The sequence below is a fragment of the Vibrio sp. B1REV9 genome (assembly GCF_905175395.2).
GTDB classification, from domain to species: domain Bacteria; phylum Pseudomonadota; class Gammaproteobacteria; order Enterobacterales; family Vibrionaceae; genus Vibrio; species Vibrio alfacsensis.
The window spans coordinates 553,076-568,596 of the sequence record NZ_HG992746.1; the positions used below are offsets into that span (position 1 = coordinate 553,076).

The following is a 15,521-nucleotide window of genomic DNA, read 5'->3' on the forward strand; positions in this document are numbered from 1 at the left end:
TAACCTGCAAGTAAGAGTCTAACTGTTCTATCGGTGTAATTGAATAGCCATGGTCATTCAAAGATTGGTGTGTCGAATAATGGTTGATTACTTTAAATAATGTAGATGAACAAAAGAAATAGATTTTACGTACTTGTTTCATGGCTGCCTCCATCAAACGAGTCACGTCCTTGTGATATGAAAAGTCAGTTAGTCCGAATTGAAAATTGGAACTCTCGCTAGTTAATGTGCTTATCGAAGAATATACCAAGCTCTTTAAGTGCATCGTCTGATTCCGGCATCTCTACAATTAGTCCATTCATATAATCGCCATGTGCTTGACCATCGTAAACATGCAAGTGACTCTCGACATCTGCGCTACGTAATAATCGGTGCATACGAACGGTGTCGCTAAGTAGCAGATCACGAGTACCTGAGATAAAAATCGTTGGCGGAAAAGATTCGATCTCTGCATAAATTGGTGATAGTAGTGGATTATCCAAAGGCTCCCCATTAGCGTACAGGTCAAATGTGCCTTGAATCACGCCATCGCGTTGGCCTAAAGGATCAAGCCCTTTCAACGTGTGCCATGTGTCTGACGTCTCTTTTAGGTCGACTGCTGGCGTCCCTGCGAACAAAGCACCTGGAGTTGGCAGCCCAAGCTCTTGTAGCTTAAGCGTTGATGCCAAGGTCAAATTACCACCAGCTGACGTTCCAAAAATTGCCGTTGATTCTGGTGCCTGAGTTTTAATGAGTTCTTTCCACACCGTCACCACATCATCAATAGCTGCTGGGAACGCGTGATGTGGTGGTTGGCGGTAATCAATCGAAATCACTTGAGCACCTAAACCGTTTGCAACCCATATCGCTTCACGCATTGCAGATTCTCCACCACCAAGAACAAAAGCACCTCCATGGATATGGACAAGCCACTTATCTTTGTATTCCGGTGCAATGTTTTGCGGGGTCACAAGGAAGGTATCCACACCGCCAATCTGTTTCGTTTCAAACGTCGTGCCTGTCTGTTCTAGCGCGTAATGCGCAAGCTCAATGCCAGCTTGATCATACATCGTTTGAAATTTAACCCATTCTTCTTTTGTGGTTGGTACAGGTACATTAAGTGGTGATTGAGTTCCTCTTTGCTCCAACAGAGTCGAAAACTCATTAGAAACACCTGCTGGTGTTGGAATAGTACGCTTCTCTAACACAGCATTTGCAAATACCGCAGAGCTTGAAAGGCCGATTAATAGTGTAGGAATGAGAGTTGCTAGTTTAGATTTCATGTTCGCTCCAGTTGTCGTTTTGTTTAACTGAAGCCATTATTTATTGAGCAAACCATAATACCTATGAATTAGAGAAATTCAAATTTGCCCTGTCTAATCCTGCAATAATGAATTTGTCTAATTCATTAAATTTAGGAAAACCTTGTGAGATAACTAACACATCACTAATGAGGAGGCCCTATGAAAAAATATCTACCCGTTATTACCATATTTTCTGCCTACTTAGTGTTTTTCTTTTTGCTTGTGATGAGGCTAAGTAGTTAGCGCATATATATTAAATAAAAGACATATATTACCTTGTATTTAGACAATAACATTTTCAAGCACTAAAGCCACCCAGACAAAACATCTATGCATATATAAATAACGATTACTCACCTGTTAATCATTACTTTCTAGATCAGAATTCCATTCAAAAAAAGCGCCGAACTCTGTCGGCGCTTCTTATTCATAAATAAATTTGAATTCGCTTATCGCTCTCGATTTAAAAGAAATCGATGGAGTTACGCCCGCTGTTTGGATCACGCGTTGCTTGTGGCTTGTCGGCTTTTTTGCCTTTGTTTGCAGATTGAGACAGTGCTGCTTTCTGAGCTTTACGCTCTTTATGCGCCGCTTTACGACCTGTCGATTTCGGGCCAGTACCTTTTACATTAGATTGCTTTTCTTTACGTGGCTTCTCTTTGCGTGATTTTTCTTTACGAGCGGTTTGCGCTTCTTTCTTCGCTTTCTTTTCCGCTTTTTGTTCCGCTGTTTCTGGCTCAGTTACTGGTGCATCACACACCACCACGTAATATTCTTGGTTGAATTCAAAGAAGTCGCCATCGTACATCTTGCGGCGCTTACGTGTTTCTAACTCACCATTCACCGCAACATAGCCTTCTTCGATGATGTGTTTTGCTTCACCACCACCACTGACCAAGTTTGCGATTTTGAAAAGCTTGTACAGCTCAATTGGGTGTGCGTCGACATCGATACCAATCGCTTCGATCTCAATCTCTTCGCCGTCTAAATACTCTTCTTGTTCGTAATCTTGGGTCATGTTCGTTACTCATTTTTAGCAATTCACGGAGTTTAAACGGAATACGATCAAATAGAAACGTGATATTGACTGAAACTCACACCTCTTCGTTAGTTGGGTATATACTGACCCAATAACTGTTTGAAAGAGCGTAAATTTTGTCCAAAAGCCATCGTATTACTTTTGTTACCGCAAATCTTTTCAATTTCATTGCGCCTCCTGACGCATTCTATGACTTTGAGAACATCTACTCTCAGGATCAGTGGCAAGACAAACTTGCATGGACAAAATCACAAATCGCGCTACTCAATCCGGACATCGTCGGGCTACAAGAAGTCTTTAGCATCGAAGAGACCAAGACGTTTTTCAATCAAATCGGTTATGAATACTTTGCCACCGTAGACACTCCCCACGTTGAAGGTGACTACATATATTCGCGCCCCGTCGTTGCGGTTGCTTCACGCTTTCCAATTGATCACATTGAAGCGGTGAGTTTTGACCGTCAATCACTACAAGCATTTGGCGATATTCAAGCACCAGACTTCAGCCGTAAACCAATTTGCGCCCATGTCATCCACCCGATTATTGGGCACATTGCCATTTTTGTGACCCACTTGAAATCGCAACGACCGGCTGACAGTGAAAGTACCGATGAAACCAGTCGCCCCATTGCTCACTGGTTATCGACTCAGCAACGCGGTTGGGAAGCGGCCATGCTGCGCGATGCGATGAATAAGCGGTATGCTAGTAAGCCCATGCCAATGGTCCTTATGGGCGATATGAATCAACCTATAACGGATACGAGCGTAAACAGTGCGCTGGTTGAGAAATATCGAGATGATGTATCTGGTTTAAGACTAACAGATGGGTGGGATTTACAAATCGTCCCCCCTCTGACCTCCAGGCCAGCAACCCATTATCATTTCGCCAAGGGGAACGTGCTGGATTACATTTTAATGTCGCAAGAATTTGACGCACACGAAGATGTGTCGATTGCAGAAGTGACGGATTATCAAGTTCTTGATCAGCACTTAATTAATCCGTCCTTTGAGAGGGACAAAAACGCCAGCGACCACGCATTTGTGGCGCTAACGGTAGAGATTAAGCTTTAAACCGTTCGCTTTGTGCCGTTTATACATTTGTGTTGTTTAACATTTGTGTCGTTTAACATTTGCGTTGTATAAACATTATCGTTGTATAAACATTATCGTTGTATAAACAAAAGAGGTCGCGCTTTACCCTAGTAGCGTTTGTTGATTTTACGAGGGATCAACTCTATTCCCGCTTTATAACGTTTTGCTGATGCGTTAAGGGCCAATTCCATCGCACTATCCGCAATCAGTTCAAACTGCTGGGGTAATGAATTGATTTTGATGGGTAAGAAATCCAACAAACGGTTATCACCAAACGTCGCCAAACGCACTTTCCCCATTAACTCAGGTTTTTCTAGCATGACATCTAGCACCCCCTCTAACAGGGTATAAGACATAGTGACGACCGCATCCGGCAATTTATCCTCAGCGATCCAACCATCGAGGATGACCTTGCCCTCTTCACGAGAGAAGTGTTGGCCATAACCAACCTGAGCGTGCTTGCCTTGCTGTTGGCAAGCCGATTGAAAACCTAGCTCTCGTTCTTTAGAAACTTGCAGTTCTTCTAGTGCGCCTATCAAACCGATGGTGTCAATTTCTGATGATAAAACAGATTCAGTCAACTCAAATGCTGCATCAAAATCTTCACTAATGACACAGCAAAAATGCTCATCATCCATAGGACGGTCAAGCGCGATGACTGGCGTACCCGAATTTTGCAGCTTCAAATAGTATTCGCTTGCTGATGGCATACTGCTCGCCACAAACAGCGCATCAATACGTCGACTCACTAACGCTTCCGCCACTTTTTCTTCGGTTTGAGGATCGTCATCAGAGCAACCAATCAAGATTTGATAACCTGCTTTACGGGAGTTTTGCTCAATCAGTTTCGCTAAGCGTGCATAACTGGTGTTTTCTAAGTCCGGAATAATCAATCCAAACGAACGCGAGTTACCGGCGCGTAAAGAAGAAGCCGCATGATCGGGTTTAAAATTATATTGCTCAACGACCGCCATCACTTTCTTTTGCGTCTTTTCGCTGATGCGGTATTTCTGCGCTTTTCCATTAATCACATAGCTTGCGGTAGTCTTAGAAACCCCTGCCAGCTTTGCTATTTCATCCAGTGTCATATCCTAAACCTTATTCTGTGCGCCGGATCATATTAATACAACAATGATCCTACGATAAGTTGAATTATATGCTGAACCGATTCAGTATTAAAGCTGAAAGGATTCAGCAAAACTTAAAAATTGACGAAAGTCACTAAATTCGAAGTGTCACTCGCTTAAGGCAGTAACCCATTTGCTAAGCTGGAAAGCACACATCAAGCAATTGGCCGTCACTGTGTTATCCGGTTACGGGATATCGAAAGTTTTGCTGAGTGTTTTTATATTTAAACTCTTGCTGAATCGATTCAGTTATTAGCAAGTAACCATACTGCAAAACTGATACAACGCCGATTAGACAAAAACACGAACGTTACGCCCCACAATCACTCAACGGCGTGACGAGTATGAACTAAAAGAATAGACACCTTAAGGCTGGAGAAGCACCATGCTTAAGCTAAGTAAGAACGACATTACTCTTTCACAATCTGCAACAGACAAGTTTGCAGCGATCAAAAGCATCGCCCAAAGCCTGACAGACAAGGGCCTCGTAGAACAAGGTTACGTTGAGGGTATGATCAATCGCGAAAATCAAAACTCGACGTTTCTGGGTAACGGTATCGCCATCCCTCATGGCACCACGGATACTCGTGAGATGGTGAAAACCACCGGCGTAGCCGTTCACCACTTTCCAGAGGGTGTTGAATGGGGTGACGGAAACAAAGTCTTCGTTGCGATCGGTATTGCCGCGAAATCAGACGAGCACTTGGGCATTCTAAAGCAACTGACCAAAGTGTTAGGTGCTGATGGTGTTGAAGAACGCCTACGTAACGCAAAAAACGAAGACGAAATCATCGCCCTACTTCATGGTGACGTGCAGCTAGAAGCCGATTTTGATGCATCGTTGATCCAACTGCAATTTCCTGCAAGCGATATGGTTCAAATGAGCGCAGTCGCTGGCGGCCTATTGAAAAACACCGGTTGTGCAGACAAAGCGTTCGTTGCAGATCTGGTTACAAAAACACCGACTCACTTAGGCCAAGGTTTATGGTTAGTGGGCAGCGACAAGCAAGTAACCCGCACAGCAGTATCGTTCGTTTCTACCGCGAACGATTGTGAATTTGAAGGCGAAAAAGTACGTGCGCTGATTGCATTCGCCGCTTGTAACAATGCTCATCTATCTATTCTTAAAACCATCTCTAACCTTGTGTTCAACAACGAACACAACAAACTATTGGATGCGACTGCAGAACAAGTTTTGTCGCTATTCAAAGGTGAAGAGATTGCAGCTCCGGCTGAAGACGGCAACACAGCAACATTCAAGATCAAAAACGCACACGGCTTGCATGCTCGTCCAGGCGCAATGTTGGTAGCAGAAGCGAAGAAATTCGAATCCAATATCCGCGTAGCCAACCTTGATGGTGATGGTAAAGCAGTCAACGCAAAAAGCTTAATGAAAGTGATTGCCCTTGGTGTAAAACACGGCCACCAACTGCAATTCTCTGCGGAAGGTCCGGATGCAACACAAGCACTTGAGGCTATCGGTAAAGCGATCGCATCTGGTCTAGGTGAAGGTTAAGGAGTGAAGTCATGACGGCATCAATTTCATCTTTAATGGCAACAAACAAAGTCGTAACCATCACGCTTAATCCTGCTCTTGATCTGACGGGTTCGCTAGAAGCACTTAAAGTGGGTTCGGTTAGCTTAGTCCAAAATAGCGATCTTCACGCAGCGGGTAAAGGCGTCAACGTAGCAAAAGTTCTGAGCGATCTGGGCGCTGATGTCACGGTAACGGGCTTCTTAGGTAAAGATAACCCTGAACTGTTTCAGCAACTATTCGCAGAGATTGGCGTTCACAACGAATTCGTTGAAGTCGACGGCGCAACACGCATCAACGTTAAATTGGTAGAAGCAGACGGCCAAGTAAGCGACATCAATTTCCCAGGTGTACAAGTTTCCGCTGAAGATGTTGCTCGATTTGAAGAAACACTATTCCGCTTGGCAGAAACACACGATTACTTTGTGCTTGCAGGCAGTCTACCTGGCGGCGTAACAGCAGAACAGTGTGCCGCGTGGATTGAAAAGCTGCACCAGCAAGGTAAAAAAGTACTTTTCGATAGCAGTAAGGCTGCTCTACGTGCTGGTATCGACGCGCATCCTTGGCTCATTAAACCCAATGATGAAGAGCTCAGTGATTTTGTCGGTGAGCACCTAACCACGCCGGAACAGTGCCAACAAGCCGCACAAACACTGAGCGACAAAGGCATTGAGAACATCGTCGTTTCCATGGGCGCTGATGGCGTAATGTGGTTAAACCAGGGCGAATGGCTACGAGCACAACCACCGCGCATGAACGTGGTAAGCACCGTTGGTGCGGGTGATACGCTGGTTGCTGGCCTATGTTGGGGTCACATGCAAGTCATGCCAAAACAAGATCTATTACGCTTCGCAACCGCGCTCTCTGCACTTGCTGTGAGCCAAGTTGGCGTGGGCCTAACCAGTCATGAAGAACTGGAAAACATTAAGCGACAAACTCAAGTTGCTGAGCTTAACGCGAATACAAACCTAGAAAATAACGACTTAGAAAATAACTAAGGAAGAGAAGGTTATCATTATGAATATTGCCATTATTACAGCTTGTCCAAGCGGTGTTGCAAACAGCATCATTGCTGCTGGGCTACTAGAACAAGCAGCGGCAAAGCTAAACTGGAATGCAAAAATTGAATGTCAATCAAGTGTGGTAGAAGCAACACCACTTTCGAGTGCTGACATCGAACAAGCAGACGCTATTATCATCGTAGCGAATACCACCGTTGATACTTCTCGTTTCTTAGGTAAAAAAGTTTATCAAGCAGAAATCAGCAATGTAGCAAAAGATGCAACCGCGTTTCTTCAAACCGCTATTGAAAATGCAACGATGCTTGAGCAAGTAACCACGCTAGAGCAAGCAACACCTGCTTCGGTTGAAAGTGCTGCTACGATCAAAAAGATAGTTGCAATTACAGCTTGCCCTACTGGTGTGGCGCACACCTTTATGGCGGCAGAAGCGCTAGAAGACGAAGGTAAACGTCGTGGTCACCAAATCAAAGTAGAAACTCGTGGCTCGGTTGGTGCGAAAAACCAACTAACAGACCAAGAAATTGCAGACGCAGATTTAGTCATCATCGCCGCGGATATCGAAGTACCACTTGATCGCTTCAACGGCAAAAAGATGTACCGTACCAAGACGGGGCCTGCGCTAAAGAAAACCGCAGAAGAAATGGATAAAGCGTTTGAACAAGCGACGGTTTACCAGCACTCTGGTTCTGCAAGTTCATCATCTGCTGCAGACGAGAAAAAAGGCGCATACAAACACCTAATGACTGGTGTGTCTCACATGCTTCCTGTCGTGGTTGCTGGTGGTTTGATCATCGCCCTGTCATTTGTATTTGGTATCGAAGCGTTTAAAGAAGAAGGCACACTTGCTGCTGCTCTGATGAACATCGGTGGTGGTTCGGCATTTGCGCTTATGATTCCTGTCCTTGCAGGTTACATCGCATTCTCGATTGCTGACCGTCCGGGTCTGGCTCCGGGTCTTGTGGGTGGTATGCTAGCAAGCTCAACGGGTGCAGGCTTCCTTGGTGGTATCGCGGCAGGTTTCATTGCGGGTTATGCGGCTAAGTTCCTTGCAGACAAAGTGAAACTTCCACAATCAATGGAAGCACTTAAACCAATTCTGATCATCCCATTTGTTGCCACGCTATTTACTGGCCTCGTGATGATCTACATCGTCGGTGGTCCAGTTTCTGGCATCATGAATGGTCTGACTGACTTCCTAAACAACATGGGTTCAGACAGTGCGGTTCTGCTTGGCATTATCCTAGGCGCAATGATGTGTTTCGACTTGGGTGGTCCGGTAAACAAGGCGGCTTACGCATTCGGTGTTGGTCTATTAGCATCACACACTTACGCACCGATGGCAGCAATCATGGCCGCAGGTATGGTTCCAGCACTTGGTATGGGTCTGGCAACATTCATTGCTAAAAACAAATTTGAGCAAAGCGAGCGTGAAGCTGGTAAAGCATCATTCGTTCTTGGTCTGTGCTTTATCTCTGAGGGTGCTATCCCATTCGCGGCGAAAGACCCAATGCGAGTTATCCCATCATGTATGGCTGGTGGTGCTCTAACGGGTGCGCTATCAATGCTGTTTGGTGCAAAGCTTATGGCTCCACACGGTGGTCTGTTTGTTCTGCTTATCCCTAACGCAATCTCTCCTGTACTAATGTACTTGGTAGCAATCGCAGCTGGTACCGCAGTAACGGGTTTCACTTACGCATTCTTAAAGAATAAAGCGGATGCGAAACAACAAGCTGCTGCATAATCGAGCGTAATCGCTAATACAAAAACACCTCCCTATAACGCAAGTTAGGGGAGGTGTTTTGCTTTCTATTCTTTCTATTCTTTCTATTCTTTCTATTCTTTCTATTCTTTCTATTCTTTCTATTCTTTCTATTCTTTCAAAACAGTCTAGCTAGACGAATTACTGCGTCATCGGCACAGATTCAATGTCGACTTCCCCACTGTTGATATCCACTGTTGCTTTGTAAAGGCGATGCGGATCACCGTAATGTTTGAATGTTAGGTGATAAACATTCTCAGGCGTCCACAAATGTTGCGATTCTCCTGGCATAATGTCATACCCGTCTTGTTGATAAAGTTCTGACGCCATCACATTCGCAATCGCGGTTTGCATCCCAGCATCACGATCAATCTTAGGCTCTAATGATGGGTTACTTGGGTATGTTTGCCCGTTATAGCTCATCAAACGATAGGCACCATTACTCCATACGATGAAATCTTGCCAGCCATTGCTGTAACTGTCTGCCAGTACGATGGGCGTTCGCGTTACCGTCATCCGATTAATGACCTTTCCTCCGTCATTAAACATATATGCCGTACAACCGCCGCTGCCACAAAAATAGCGGTCTTGTACGAGAACAATATATTCTGACTTACCATCGCTGTTGAGATCCGCCGAGCCCGTGAGGTATTGGATATTATCATTCTGAAGCGATAATCCTTCCGGCGCGAGGATACTGGTGTCCACCCATTGCGCTATCGTTTGGGCATCAACCGTTTTACTTGGTACTGGCTGCTCTGCTTCTGACTTAACGCTGGATTGTTTGGTAAAACTTGGTTCGTCCCCTATTGATGAAACATCATCGGTGCTACTACAACCAATAAGAGAAATAGACCCAAGAAGAAAAAGCCCTTGTAATACCCGATTGTTCATGTTCGCTCACTCGACTCGTTGTTATTCATTACTATTCATAGTATACGCACGAATTCACTTTGGTTTCTTAGAAGATGATTAAAATCAGACAAGTGCAATCAATTCGGTTAGCGTACCCAATCGGTTGATGTACTAAATCTGGTGGCGTACCGAATCTATTAACGTACCAAATCTATTAATGTACAAGTAAAAAAGCCCCGAGGAAAAACCCAGGGCTTGGCAAGAATGGAACAATTGTCCCCTATGCTGTGATCGGTTTAATTTTAAACAAAATTACAAACCTCACCGGCAGTACGATCAGCGCCAGTACGATAGCAAATCCAAGGCCTGCCATAATTGTTATTGCCATTGAGCCGAAGAACGCATCGAATACCCAATCAGCATGGTTGAAAGGCTCAACGCCACTGCAACTCCGACAAATGTGCGCTTTAGGTATTGTTTCGCAATAGGTTTCTTCATAGATCTTTAACTTATTATACTACTGTACAATAAAATAATTAGTCAAAGCGTCCGGTTTCTGGTAAAAATAAGCGCGTTGATTGATATTCGGGAAAAATCGAGTGATGACAGTGAGAAAGCAAGGCCGAAGAAGCGCCGAAGCCGCAGAGCAAACGAAATGTCTGATCCTTAAAGTGGCAGCCGATATGTTCTGTGAACTGGGCTATGAACGAGTCTCGCTGCGTAACATCAGTGAAAAAGCGGGTGTATCACATAGTTTGATTCGTCATCATTTCGGTAGCAAAGAAAAGATATGGCAGGCTGTCAGTGATGCCTTGGATGAGTTCATGAAAAATTACATGGCAGAACTCATTGAAGAAATGCCAAGCGATATGCCCTACAATCACAAAATCTACCGATTTATGGTACGCATGCTCGCGTTTGCACTCCGTAATCCTCACCCAGTCCAAATGATCGCAGACGCGATTCGTCAAAATGACGATGCTTTATTGCAATACTTCTTGCGTTCAAAAGATGAGTTTGAAGCGATATTCATCAATTTATTTGGTGATTATAACGATGCCCACCCTGATGCAAAAATTGACCCTTGGGAATCGAAATGGCAAATGTTGGTATTTGCACACGGTGCGATTAGCCTCGCGCCAATGATGCAAGAGACATGGCCTGAAGATGCTGAGAACCGCGACAAGCTTTTGATCAACCACTGGCGCATTTTTAATAACGTGATGGCGACGCAGTTCAATATTGATACAAAAGATATGCTCCAACCAGATAGCATAAGCGAGATCGTCATTGATATTTGCTGTCCGATTGAAGATCTGACCGCTTAATCACCGCCTTTCAAAAGAACATAAAAAATGCCGAGCACTGAGCTCGGCATTTTGTTTGTAATTGTTGTTTCAGAGAGAAAACTAATTGGAACTTAGGTTCTGATGGTTAGATTGCTAGTCTCACTTGGGCTAGCTGAAATGACGAGCCTCATTTAACCATTCAAATCAACAAATTAACCATCTAAATAAATAACTTTAACCATCTATATCAATAAGATTAACTATCAAATCAATAAACTTAACTGTCTAAATCAATAAACTAAGCTAATTAACCACGGTAGTAGCGTTGCGGTACAAATGGCATTTTCTCTACCGTCATTGGAAGCATTTTGCCACGCACTTCTGCAAATAGTTCTGTGCCAATAGCCGCGAGATCGGCACGAACATAACCCATAGAAACTGGCTTACCTGCGTTTGGTCCCGCTGTACCACTGGTTACAATACCAATCTTGTTACCATCAGCATCGAACAACTCTGCGCCCTCACGAACTGGCGCTTTCGTTTGACCAACCAATCCAATACGCTTACGAGCCACGTCTTTCGTTTCAATCTGCTTAAGAATGATATCTGCGCCAGGGAAGCCCCCCGCACGCTCACCATCTGTGCGGCGCACTTTTTGAATGCCCCATAGCAAACTTGCTTCAACAGGGGTTGTTGTCGTGTCTAAGTCATGACCATATAAACACAGCCCACACTCTAGGCGGAGTGAATCACGTGCGCCAAGACCGATCCACTCGACTTCTTCTTCGCCCGTCAGTTTACGTGCAAGTTCTTCTGCTTTATCTGCTGGTACAGAGATTTCGTAACCATCTTCACCTGTGTAACCGCTACGAGAGACAATGCACTCTGCGCCAAGCAGTTCAACTTTACGCACATCCATGAACAGCATCTCTGCTACTTCTGGTGCAAAACGCGCCAGCACTTTTGCCGCTTTAGGGCCTTGAATTGCGAGTAGAGCGCGGTCATCAATGATTTCCAGCTCAATATCTGACGGGAGGTGTGCTTTTAGGTGCGCGATGTCTTGTTCTTTACATGCCGCATTTACAACAACAAACAGATGATCACCAAGATTAGCCACCATCAAGTCGTCCATAATGCCGCCCTTTTCATTGGTAAAGAACGCGTAACGTTGTTTACCCGCACCTAGGTCAACGATATCCACAGGAACCAAGGTTTCTAGGAATGCCGCTGCACCATCACCAATCAAACGAAGTTGACCCATGTGAGAAACATCGAACAGACCTGCCGCGTCACGCGTGTGTAAGTGCTCTTTCTTTACGCCCAGAGGGTATTGAACCGGCATGTCGTAACCCGCGAACGGGACCATCTTTGCGCCTACTTCAACGTGAAGGGCATGCAGTGGTGTTTTCAGAAGTTCTTGAGTCATTTTCGTCTCCATTTAGATAGACCCGATGATGCTGTCTGCATTCGTTGTGTTTCCAATAATAAACACGGCTGATTCCATTTTGCACGAACAAGGCATCACTCGACTTTCAAAAGTGTGACTTTTAACATTTTAATCACATTAAAACGCATAAAAAAGACGCTACGTATTAAGACATGAAATCCACATAGCACCATAAATCAAGTTAAAATCAATGTGCAAACGTTTGCTTTCACTATAGGAAATTTACATATCGTTATCACTACTTAGCCGTCACCCATAAAATTTGAGCATCTTCTTCACTCAAACTGGTGAGCATATGGCCCATGTTTGCATCATAGTAAACACTGTCGCCTTCGCTGAGTGCGACTGGTTCATAAAACTCAGAATAGAACATGACCTCACCCGATAAGATAAGCAGAAACTCTTCACCATCGTGACGAACCCAATCTTTATATTCATCAAAACTGCGTGCTCGAATCTGACTTTTAAACGGCATCATTTTCTTATTGGAAAGTTGAGTCGCCAGAAGTTCATGCTCGTAGGTTTGCGTCGGGTGCGGTTTACCCTCGTTATTTTTTGTCACATCCCTACGACCTGTTGCCACTTTTTTTTCTTGGTGGTTCAAAGAGTTGCGGAATATCTATTTGTAACCCAAGCGCCAGTTTTTGCATGGCTTGGAACGTTGGTGAAATCTGTTCATTCTCTATTTTGCTCAACGTAGAACGCGCAAGGCCAGTACGTTGGCTTGCCTCTTCTAACGTAATACCGAGTTTTGAACGAACATCTTTTATGCGCTGACCAAGCTTAAGTGGCTCAATATTCTGCTCATTTTTGTCTTTTGCCAACGTCATTGATGGGTATTCGTCGTAAATGCTTTCTGCCATAAATCCCTCTACAAAACCCGTATATTCTTCCCTATTTCCATTGTGCATGAAGCCTATAGTGGATAAAAGTCCACCAGGTTAATTAAAGCGTGCTCTTGTTAACAAAACCAGAAATCTAGTTTCCTATAGGAAATTTTTGGTTGATTGTTCATCTCTCAAGCGCTATGTTACCAACTTGTTAGATATAGAGATGCACATTTCCGTGAGCGATTGAGAAGAGAAAACACAATCCGACGGCGTTTTGCCCACTTGTTTAGGGCTAAGAGTTCGCTCTGTTCTGCTATGCAGTTCAGCTGTTTTGAAGACAAATGAACCACCATCGCACTCCAACAACTATTTCTACTGCGGGTTCATTTTCAGATTTGGAAGGTCAACTACCATGAACAAGAGTTACCCTAACCACAGCCTAGAAAACTTTTTCTCTACCAACCTTTCTGCGACAGATGACGCTGTCTTTGCCGGTATTCAGGCAGAATTCGCTCGCCAAAATGAACAAATCGAGCTTATCGCTTCTGAAAACATCGTTTCTAAAGCGGTCATGCAAGCACAAGGCACATGCCTAACCAATAAATACGCTGAGGGTTACCCGGGTCGCCGTTACTATGGTGGTTGTGAACACGTTGATACTGTGGAAGCCATTGCTATCGAACGTGCGAAGAAACTTTTTAATTGCGAATACGCAAACGTTCAACCTCACTCTGGGGCGCAAGCGAACGGCGCGGTAAAACTGGCGCTACTTCAGCCAGGCGATACCATTATGGGTATGTCTCTTGACGCTGGTGGCCACCTCACCCACGGAGCACGTCCTGCGCTTTCTGGTAAGTGGTTTAATGCGGTTCAATACGGCGTTGACCGTGAAACACTAGAAATCGACTACGACGCGGTTCGTCAAATCGCTATTGAGCATCAACCAAAAATGATCATCGCTGGGGGTAGTGCGATTCCACGTACTATCGATTTCGCAAAATTCCGTGCCATCGCAGATGAAGTTAACGCCATTCTTATGGTCGACATGGCGCACATCGCTGGCCTTATCGCTACAGGCGCGCACCCTAGCCCACTTCCACACGCACACGTTGTCACGACTACAACGCATAAAACACTGCGTGGCCCTCGCGGCGGTATGATTTTGACCAATCACGAAGACATCATTAAGAAAATCAACTCAGCAGTATTCCCTGGCCTTCAAGGTGGCCCTCTGATGCACGTGATTGCTTCTAAAGCAGTGGCGTTCGGCGAGGCGCTTGGTCCTGAATTTAAAACTTATATTGATTCAGTGATCAATAACGCAAAAGTTCTAGCTGAAGTATTGCAAACTCGCGGATGCGACATCGTAACTGGTGGTACTGACACGCACCTGATGCTGGTTGATCTTCGCCCTAAAGGCTTGAAAGGCAACAAAGCAGAAGAGGCGCTAGAGCGTGCCGGCATCACATGTAACAAAAATGGCATCCCTTTTGATACAGAGAAGCCTATGATTACATCGGGCATCCGTTTAGGAACGCCTGCGGGGACAAGCCGCGGCTTTGGCGCTGAAGAATTCAAACTCATTGGTAACTGGATTGGCGATGTACTGGATGGTTTGGTTAACAACCCTGATGGTGACGCAATCGTTGAAAAACGCGTTCGCAAACAAGTCAAAGAACTTTGCAACCGTTACCCTCTTTACCAATAAAACGATTTATTAGATCAGATTAATTCCTGACAAGTTATTTGGAGATTAAGCAATGGACAAAACACTGAAGTTTACAGATAGCCACGAGTGGGTACGTGACAACGGTGACGGCACAGTAACTATCGGTATTTCAGAGCACGCTCAAGAGATGCTTGGTGATGTGGTATTCGTTGACCTACCAGACGTGGAAGATGAAGTCGAAGCAGGTGAAAGCTTTTCTTTGGTGGAATCTGTAAAAGCCGCTTCAGACATCTACTCGCCAATCACTGGTGAAGTAGTTGAAATCAACGAAGAACTAGAAGACAGCCCAGAGCTAATCAACGAAGAACCATACGAAGGTGGTTGGATTGTGAAAGTGAAACTTTCAGACCCATCTGAGTTGGATGACTTAAAAGATGCGGAAGAATACCTAAGCTCTATCGAAGAAGAGTAATTAGGACAATACGAAAGCTGTCCCCTATCAACAAGTGGGCAGCTTTTTTTCTAGGTTCGGACGTATAATTAAATGTGTCATATGACCATTTCCGTTACCCGAAC

At 44.6% G+C, this 15,521-nt stretch carries 12 protein-coding genes and 2 pseudogenes; 7 read left to right on the top strand and 7 right to left on the bottom strand.

Going from position 1 to position 15,521, the window contains the following annotated elements; translation table 11 throughout:
* Positions 1–218 precede the first annotated feature (218 nt).
* Positions 219–1,262, bottom strand: a complete 1,044-nt coding sequence (locus KHN78_RS16730; protein ID WP_211917388.1) for an alpha/beta hydrolase — start codon at positions 1,260–1,262, stop codon at positions 219–221.
* Positions 1,263–1,746: 484 nt separating this feature from the next.
* Positions 1,747–2,301, bottom strand: coding sequence for an RNA-binding S4 domain-containing protein (locus KHN78_RS16735; protein ID WP_211917390.1), 555 nt, complete (start codon positions 2,299–2,301; stop codon positions 1,747–1,749).
* A gap of 137 nt (positions 2,302–2,438) precedes the next feature.
* Between KHN78_RS16735 and KHN78_RS16740 the strand changes: the two genes are divergently transcribed.
* A complete protein-coding gene (locus KHN78_RS16740) occupies positions 2,439–3,392 on the top strand; it encodes an endonuclease/exonuclease/phosphatase family protein (RefSeq protein ID WP_211917392.1) in 954 nt (317 codons plus the stop codon).
* A gap of 128 nt (positions 3,393–3,520) precedes the next feature.
* On the opposite strand, the gene cra is transcribed toward KHN78_RS16740, so the two are convergent.
* Positions 3,521–4,501, bottom strand: a complete 981-nt coding sequence (cra, locus tag KHN78_RS16745) for a catabolite repressor/activator (protein WP_211917394.1) — start codon at positions 4,499–4,501, stop codon at positions 3,521–3,523.
* A gap of 424 nt (positions 4,502–4,925) precedes the next feature.
* Here cra and fruB point away from each other — a divergent pair, with 424 nt between their 5' ends.
* Genes fruB through fruA form a run of 3 tightly spaced genes read left to right on the top strand, consistent with a single transcriptional unit; the run spans position 4,926 to position 8,837 of the window.
* Positions 4,926–6,056, top strand: a complete 1,131-nt coding sequence (gene fruB / locus KHN78_RS16750; protein WP_211917396.1) for a fused PTS fructose transporter subunit IIA/HPr protein — start codon at positions 4,926–4,928, stop codon at positions 6,054–6,056.
* A gap of 11 nt (positions 6,057–6,067) precedes the next feature.
* The gene (pfkB, locus tag KHN78_RS16755) at positions 6,068–7,072 is read left to right on the top strand and encodes a 1-phosphofructokinase (RefSeq protein ID WP_211917398.1); all 1,005 of its coding nucleotides are present in this window, start codon (positions 6,068–6,070) and stop codon (positions 7,070–7,072) included.
* A gap of 19 nt (positions 7,073–7,091) precedes the next feature.
* On the top strand, positions 7,092–8,837 hold the full coding sequence (gene fruA / locus KHN78_RS16760; RefSeq protein WP_211917400.1) for a PTS fructose transporter subunit IIBC: 1,746 nt from the start codon (positions 7,092–7,094) through the stop codon (positions 8,835–8,837).
* A 159-nt stretch (positions 8,838–8,996) separates the two neighbouring features.
* On the opposite strand, the gene KHN78_RS16765 is transcribed toward fruA, so the two are convergent.
* A complete protein-coding gene (locus tag KHN78_RS16765) occupies positions 8,997–9,749 on the bottom strand; it encodes a hypothetical protein (protein ID WP_211917402.1) in 753 nt (250 codons plus the stop codon).
* Positions 9,750–9,990: 241 nt separating this feature from the next.
* Positions 9,991–10,122 (bottom strand): annotated as a pseudogene (locus KHN78_RS22165) (AcrB/AcrD/AcrF family protein); the annotation flags it as partial.
* A 190-nt stretch (positions 10,123–10,312) separates the two neighbouring features.
* Between KHN78_RS22165 and KHN78_RS16770 the strand changes: the two are divergent.
* Positions 10,313–11,038 carry a TetR/AcrR family transcriptional regulator gene (locus tag KHN78_RS16770; RefSeq protein WP_211918876.1) on the top strand — a complete coding sequence of 242 codons (726 nt, stop codon included), beginning with the start codon at positions 10,313–10,315 and terminating at the stop codon, positions 11,036–11,038.
* A 268-nt stretch (positions 11,039–11,306) separates the two neighbouring features.
* Here KHN78_RS16770 and gcvT read toward each other — a convergent pair whose 3' ends face one another.
* Together gcvT and KHN78_RS16780 are read right to left on the bottom strand one after the other, a co-directional pair.
* On the bottom strand, positions 11,307–12,425 hold the full coding sequence (gene gcvT, locus KHN78_RS16775; protein ID WP_211917404.1) for a glycine cleavage system aminomethyltransferase GcvT: 1,119 nt from the start codon (positions 12,423–12,425) through the stop codon (positions 11,307–11,309).
* A 259-nt stretch (positions 12,426–12,684) separates the two neighbouring features.
* Positions 12,685–13,309 (bottom strand): annotated as a pseudogene (locus KHN78_RS16780) (helix-turn-helix domain-containing protein).
* A gap of 379 nt (positions 13,310–13,688) precedes the next feature.
* On the opposite strand from KHN78_RS16780, the gene KHN78_RS16785 reads away from it, so the two are divergent.
* On the top strand, positions 13,689–14,984 hold the full coding sequence (locus tag KHN78_RS16785; RefSeq protein ID WP_211917406.1) for a serine hydroxymethyltransferase: 1,296 nt from the start codon (positions 13,689–13,691) through the stop codon (positions 14,982–14,984).
* A gap of 52 nt (positions 14,985–15,036) precedes the next feature.
* On the top strand, positions 15,037–15,417 hold the full coding sequence (gene gcvH / locus KHN78_RS16790; protein ID WP_009704500.1) for a glycine cleavage system protein GcvH: 381 nt from the start codon (positions 15,037–15,039) through the stop codon (positions 15,415–15,417).
* Positions 15,418–15,521: the final 104 nt, after the last annotated feature.

Bases quoted from the DNA above. Each gene is read 5' to 3' on its own strand.
- KHN78_RS16730 (WP_211917388.1), bottom strand. From the start codon at position 1,262: ATGAAATCTAAACTAGCAACTCTCATTCCTACACTATTAATCGGCCTT.
- KHN78_RS16735 (WP_211917390.1), bottom strand. From the start codon at position 2,301: ATGACCCAAGATTACGAACAAGAAGAGTATTTAGACGGCGAAGAGATT.
- cra (WP_211917394.1), bottom strand. From the start codon at position 4,501: ATGACACTGGATGAAATAGCAAAGCTGGCAGGGGTTTCTAAGACTACC.
- fruB (WP_211917396.1), top strand. From the start codon at position 4,926: ATGCTTAAGCTAAGTAAGAACGACATTACTCTTTCACAATCTGCAACA.
- pfkB (WP_211917398.1), top strand. From the start codon at position 6,068: ATGACGGCATCAATTTCATCTTTAATGGCAACAAACAAAGTCGTAACC.
- fruA (WP_211917400.1), top strand. From the start codon at position 7,092: ATGAATATTGCCATTATTACAGCTTGTCCAAGCGGTGTTGCAAACAGC.
- KHN78_RS16765 (WP_211917402.1), bottom strand. From the start codon at position 9,749: ATGAACAATCGGGTATTACAAGGGCTTTTTCTTCTTGGGTCTATTTCT.
- KHN78_RS16770 (WP_211918876.1), top strand. From the start codon at position 10,313: ATGACAGTGAGAAAGCAAGGCCGAAGAAGCGCCGAAGCCGCAGAGCAA.
- gcvT (WP_211917404.1), bottom strand. From the start codon at position 12,425: ATGACTCAAGAACTTCTGAAAACACCACTGCATGCCCTTCACGTTGAA.
- KHN78_RS16785 (WP_211917406.1), top strand. From the start codon at position 13,689: ATGAACAAGAGTTACCCTAACCACAGCCTAGAAAACTTTTTCTCTACC.
- gcvH (WP_009704500.1), top strand. From the start codon at position 15,037: ATGGACAAAACACTGAAGTTTACAGATAGCCACGAGTGGGTACGTGAC.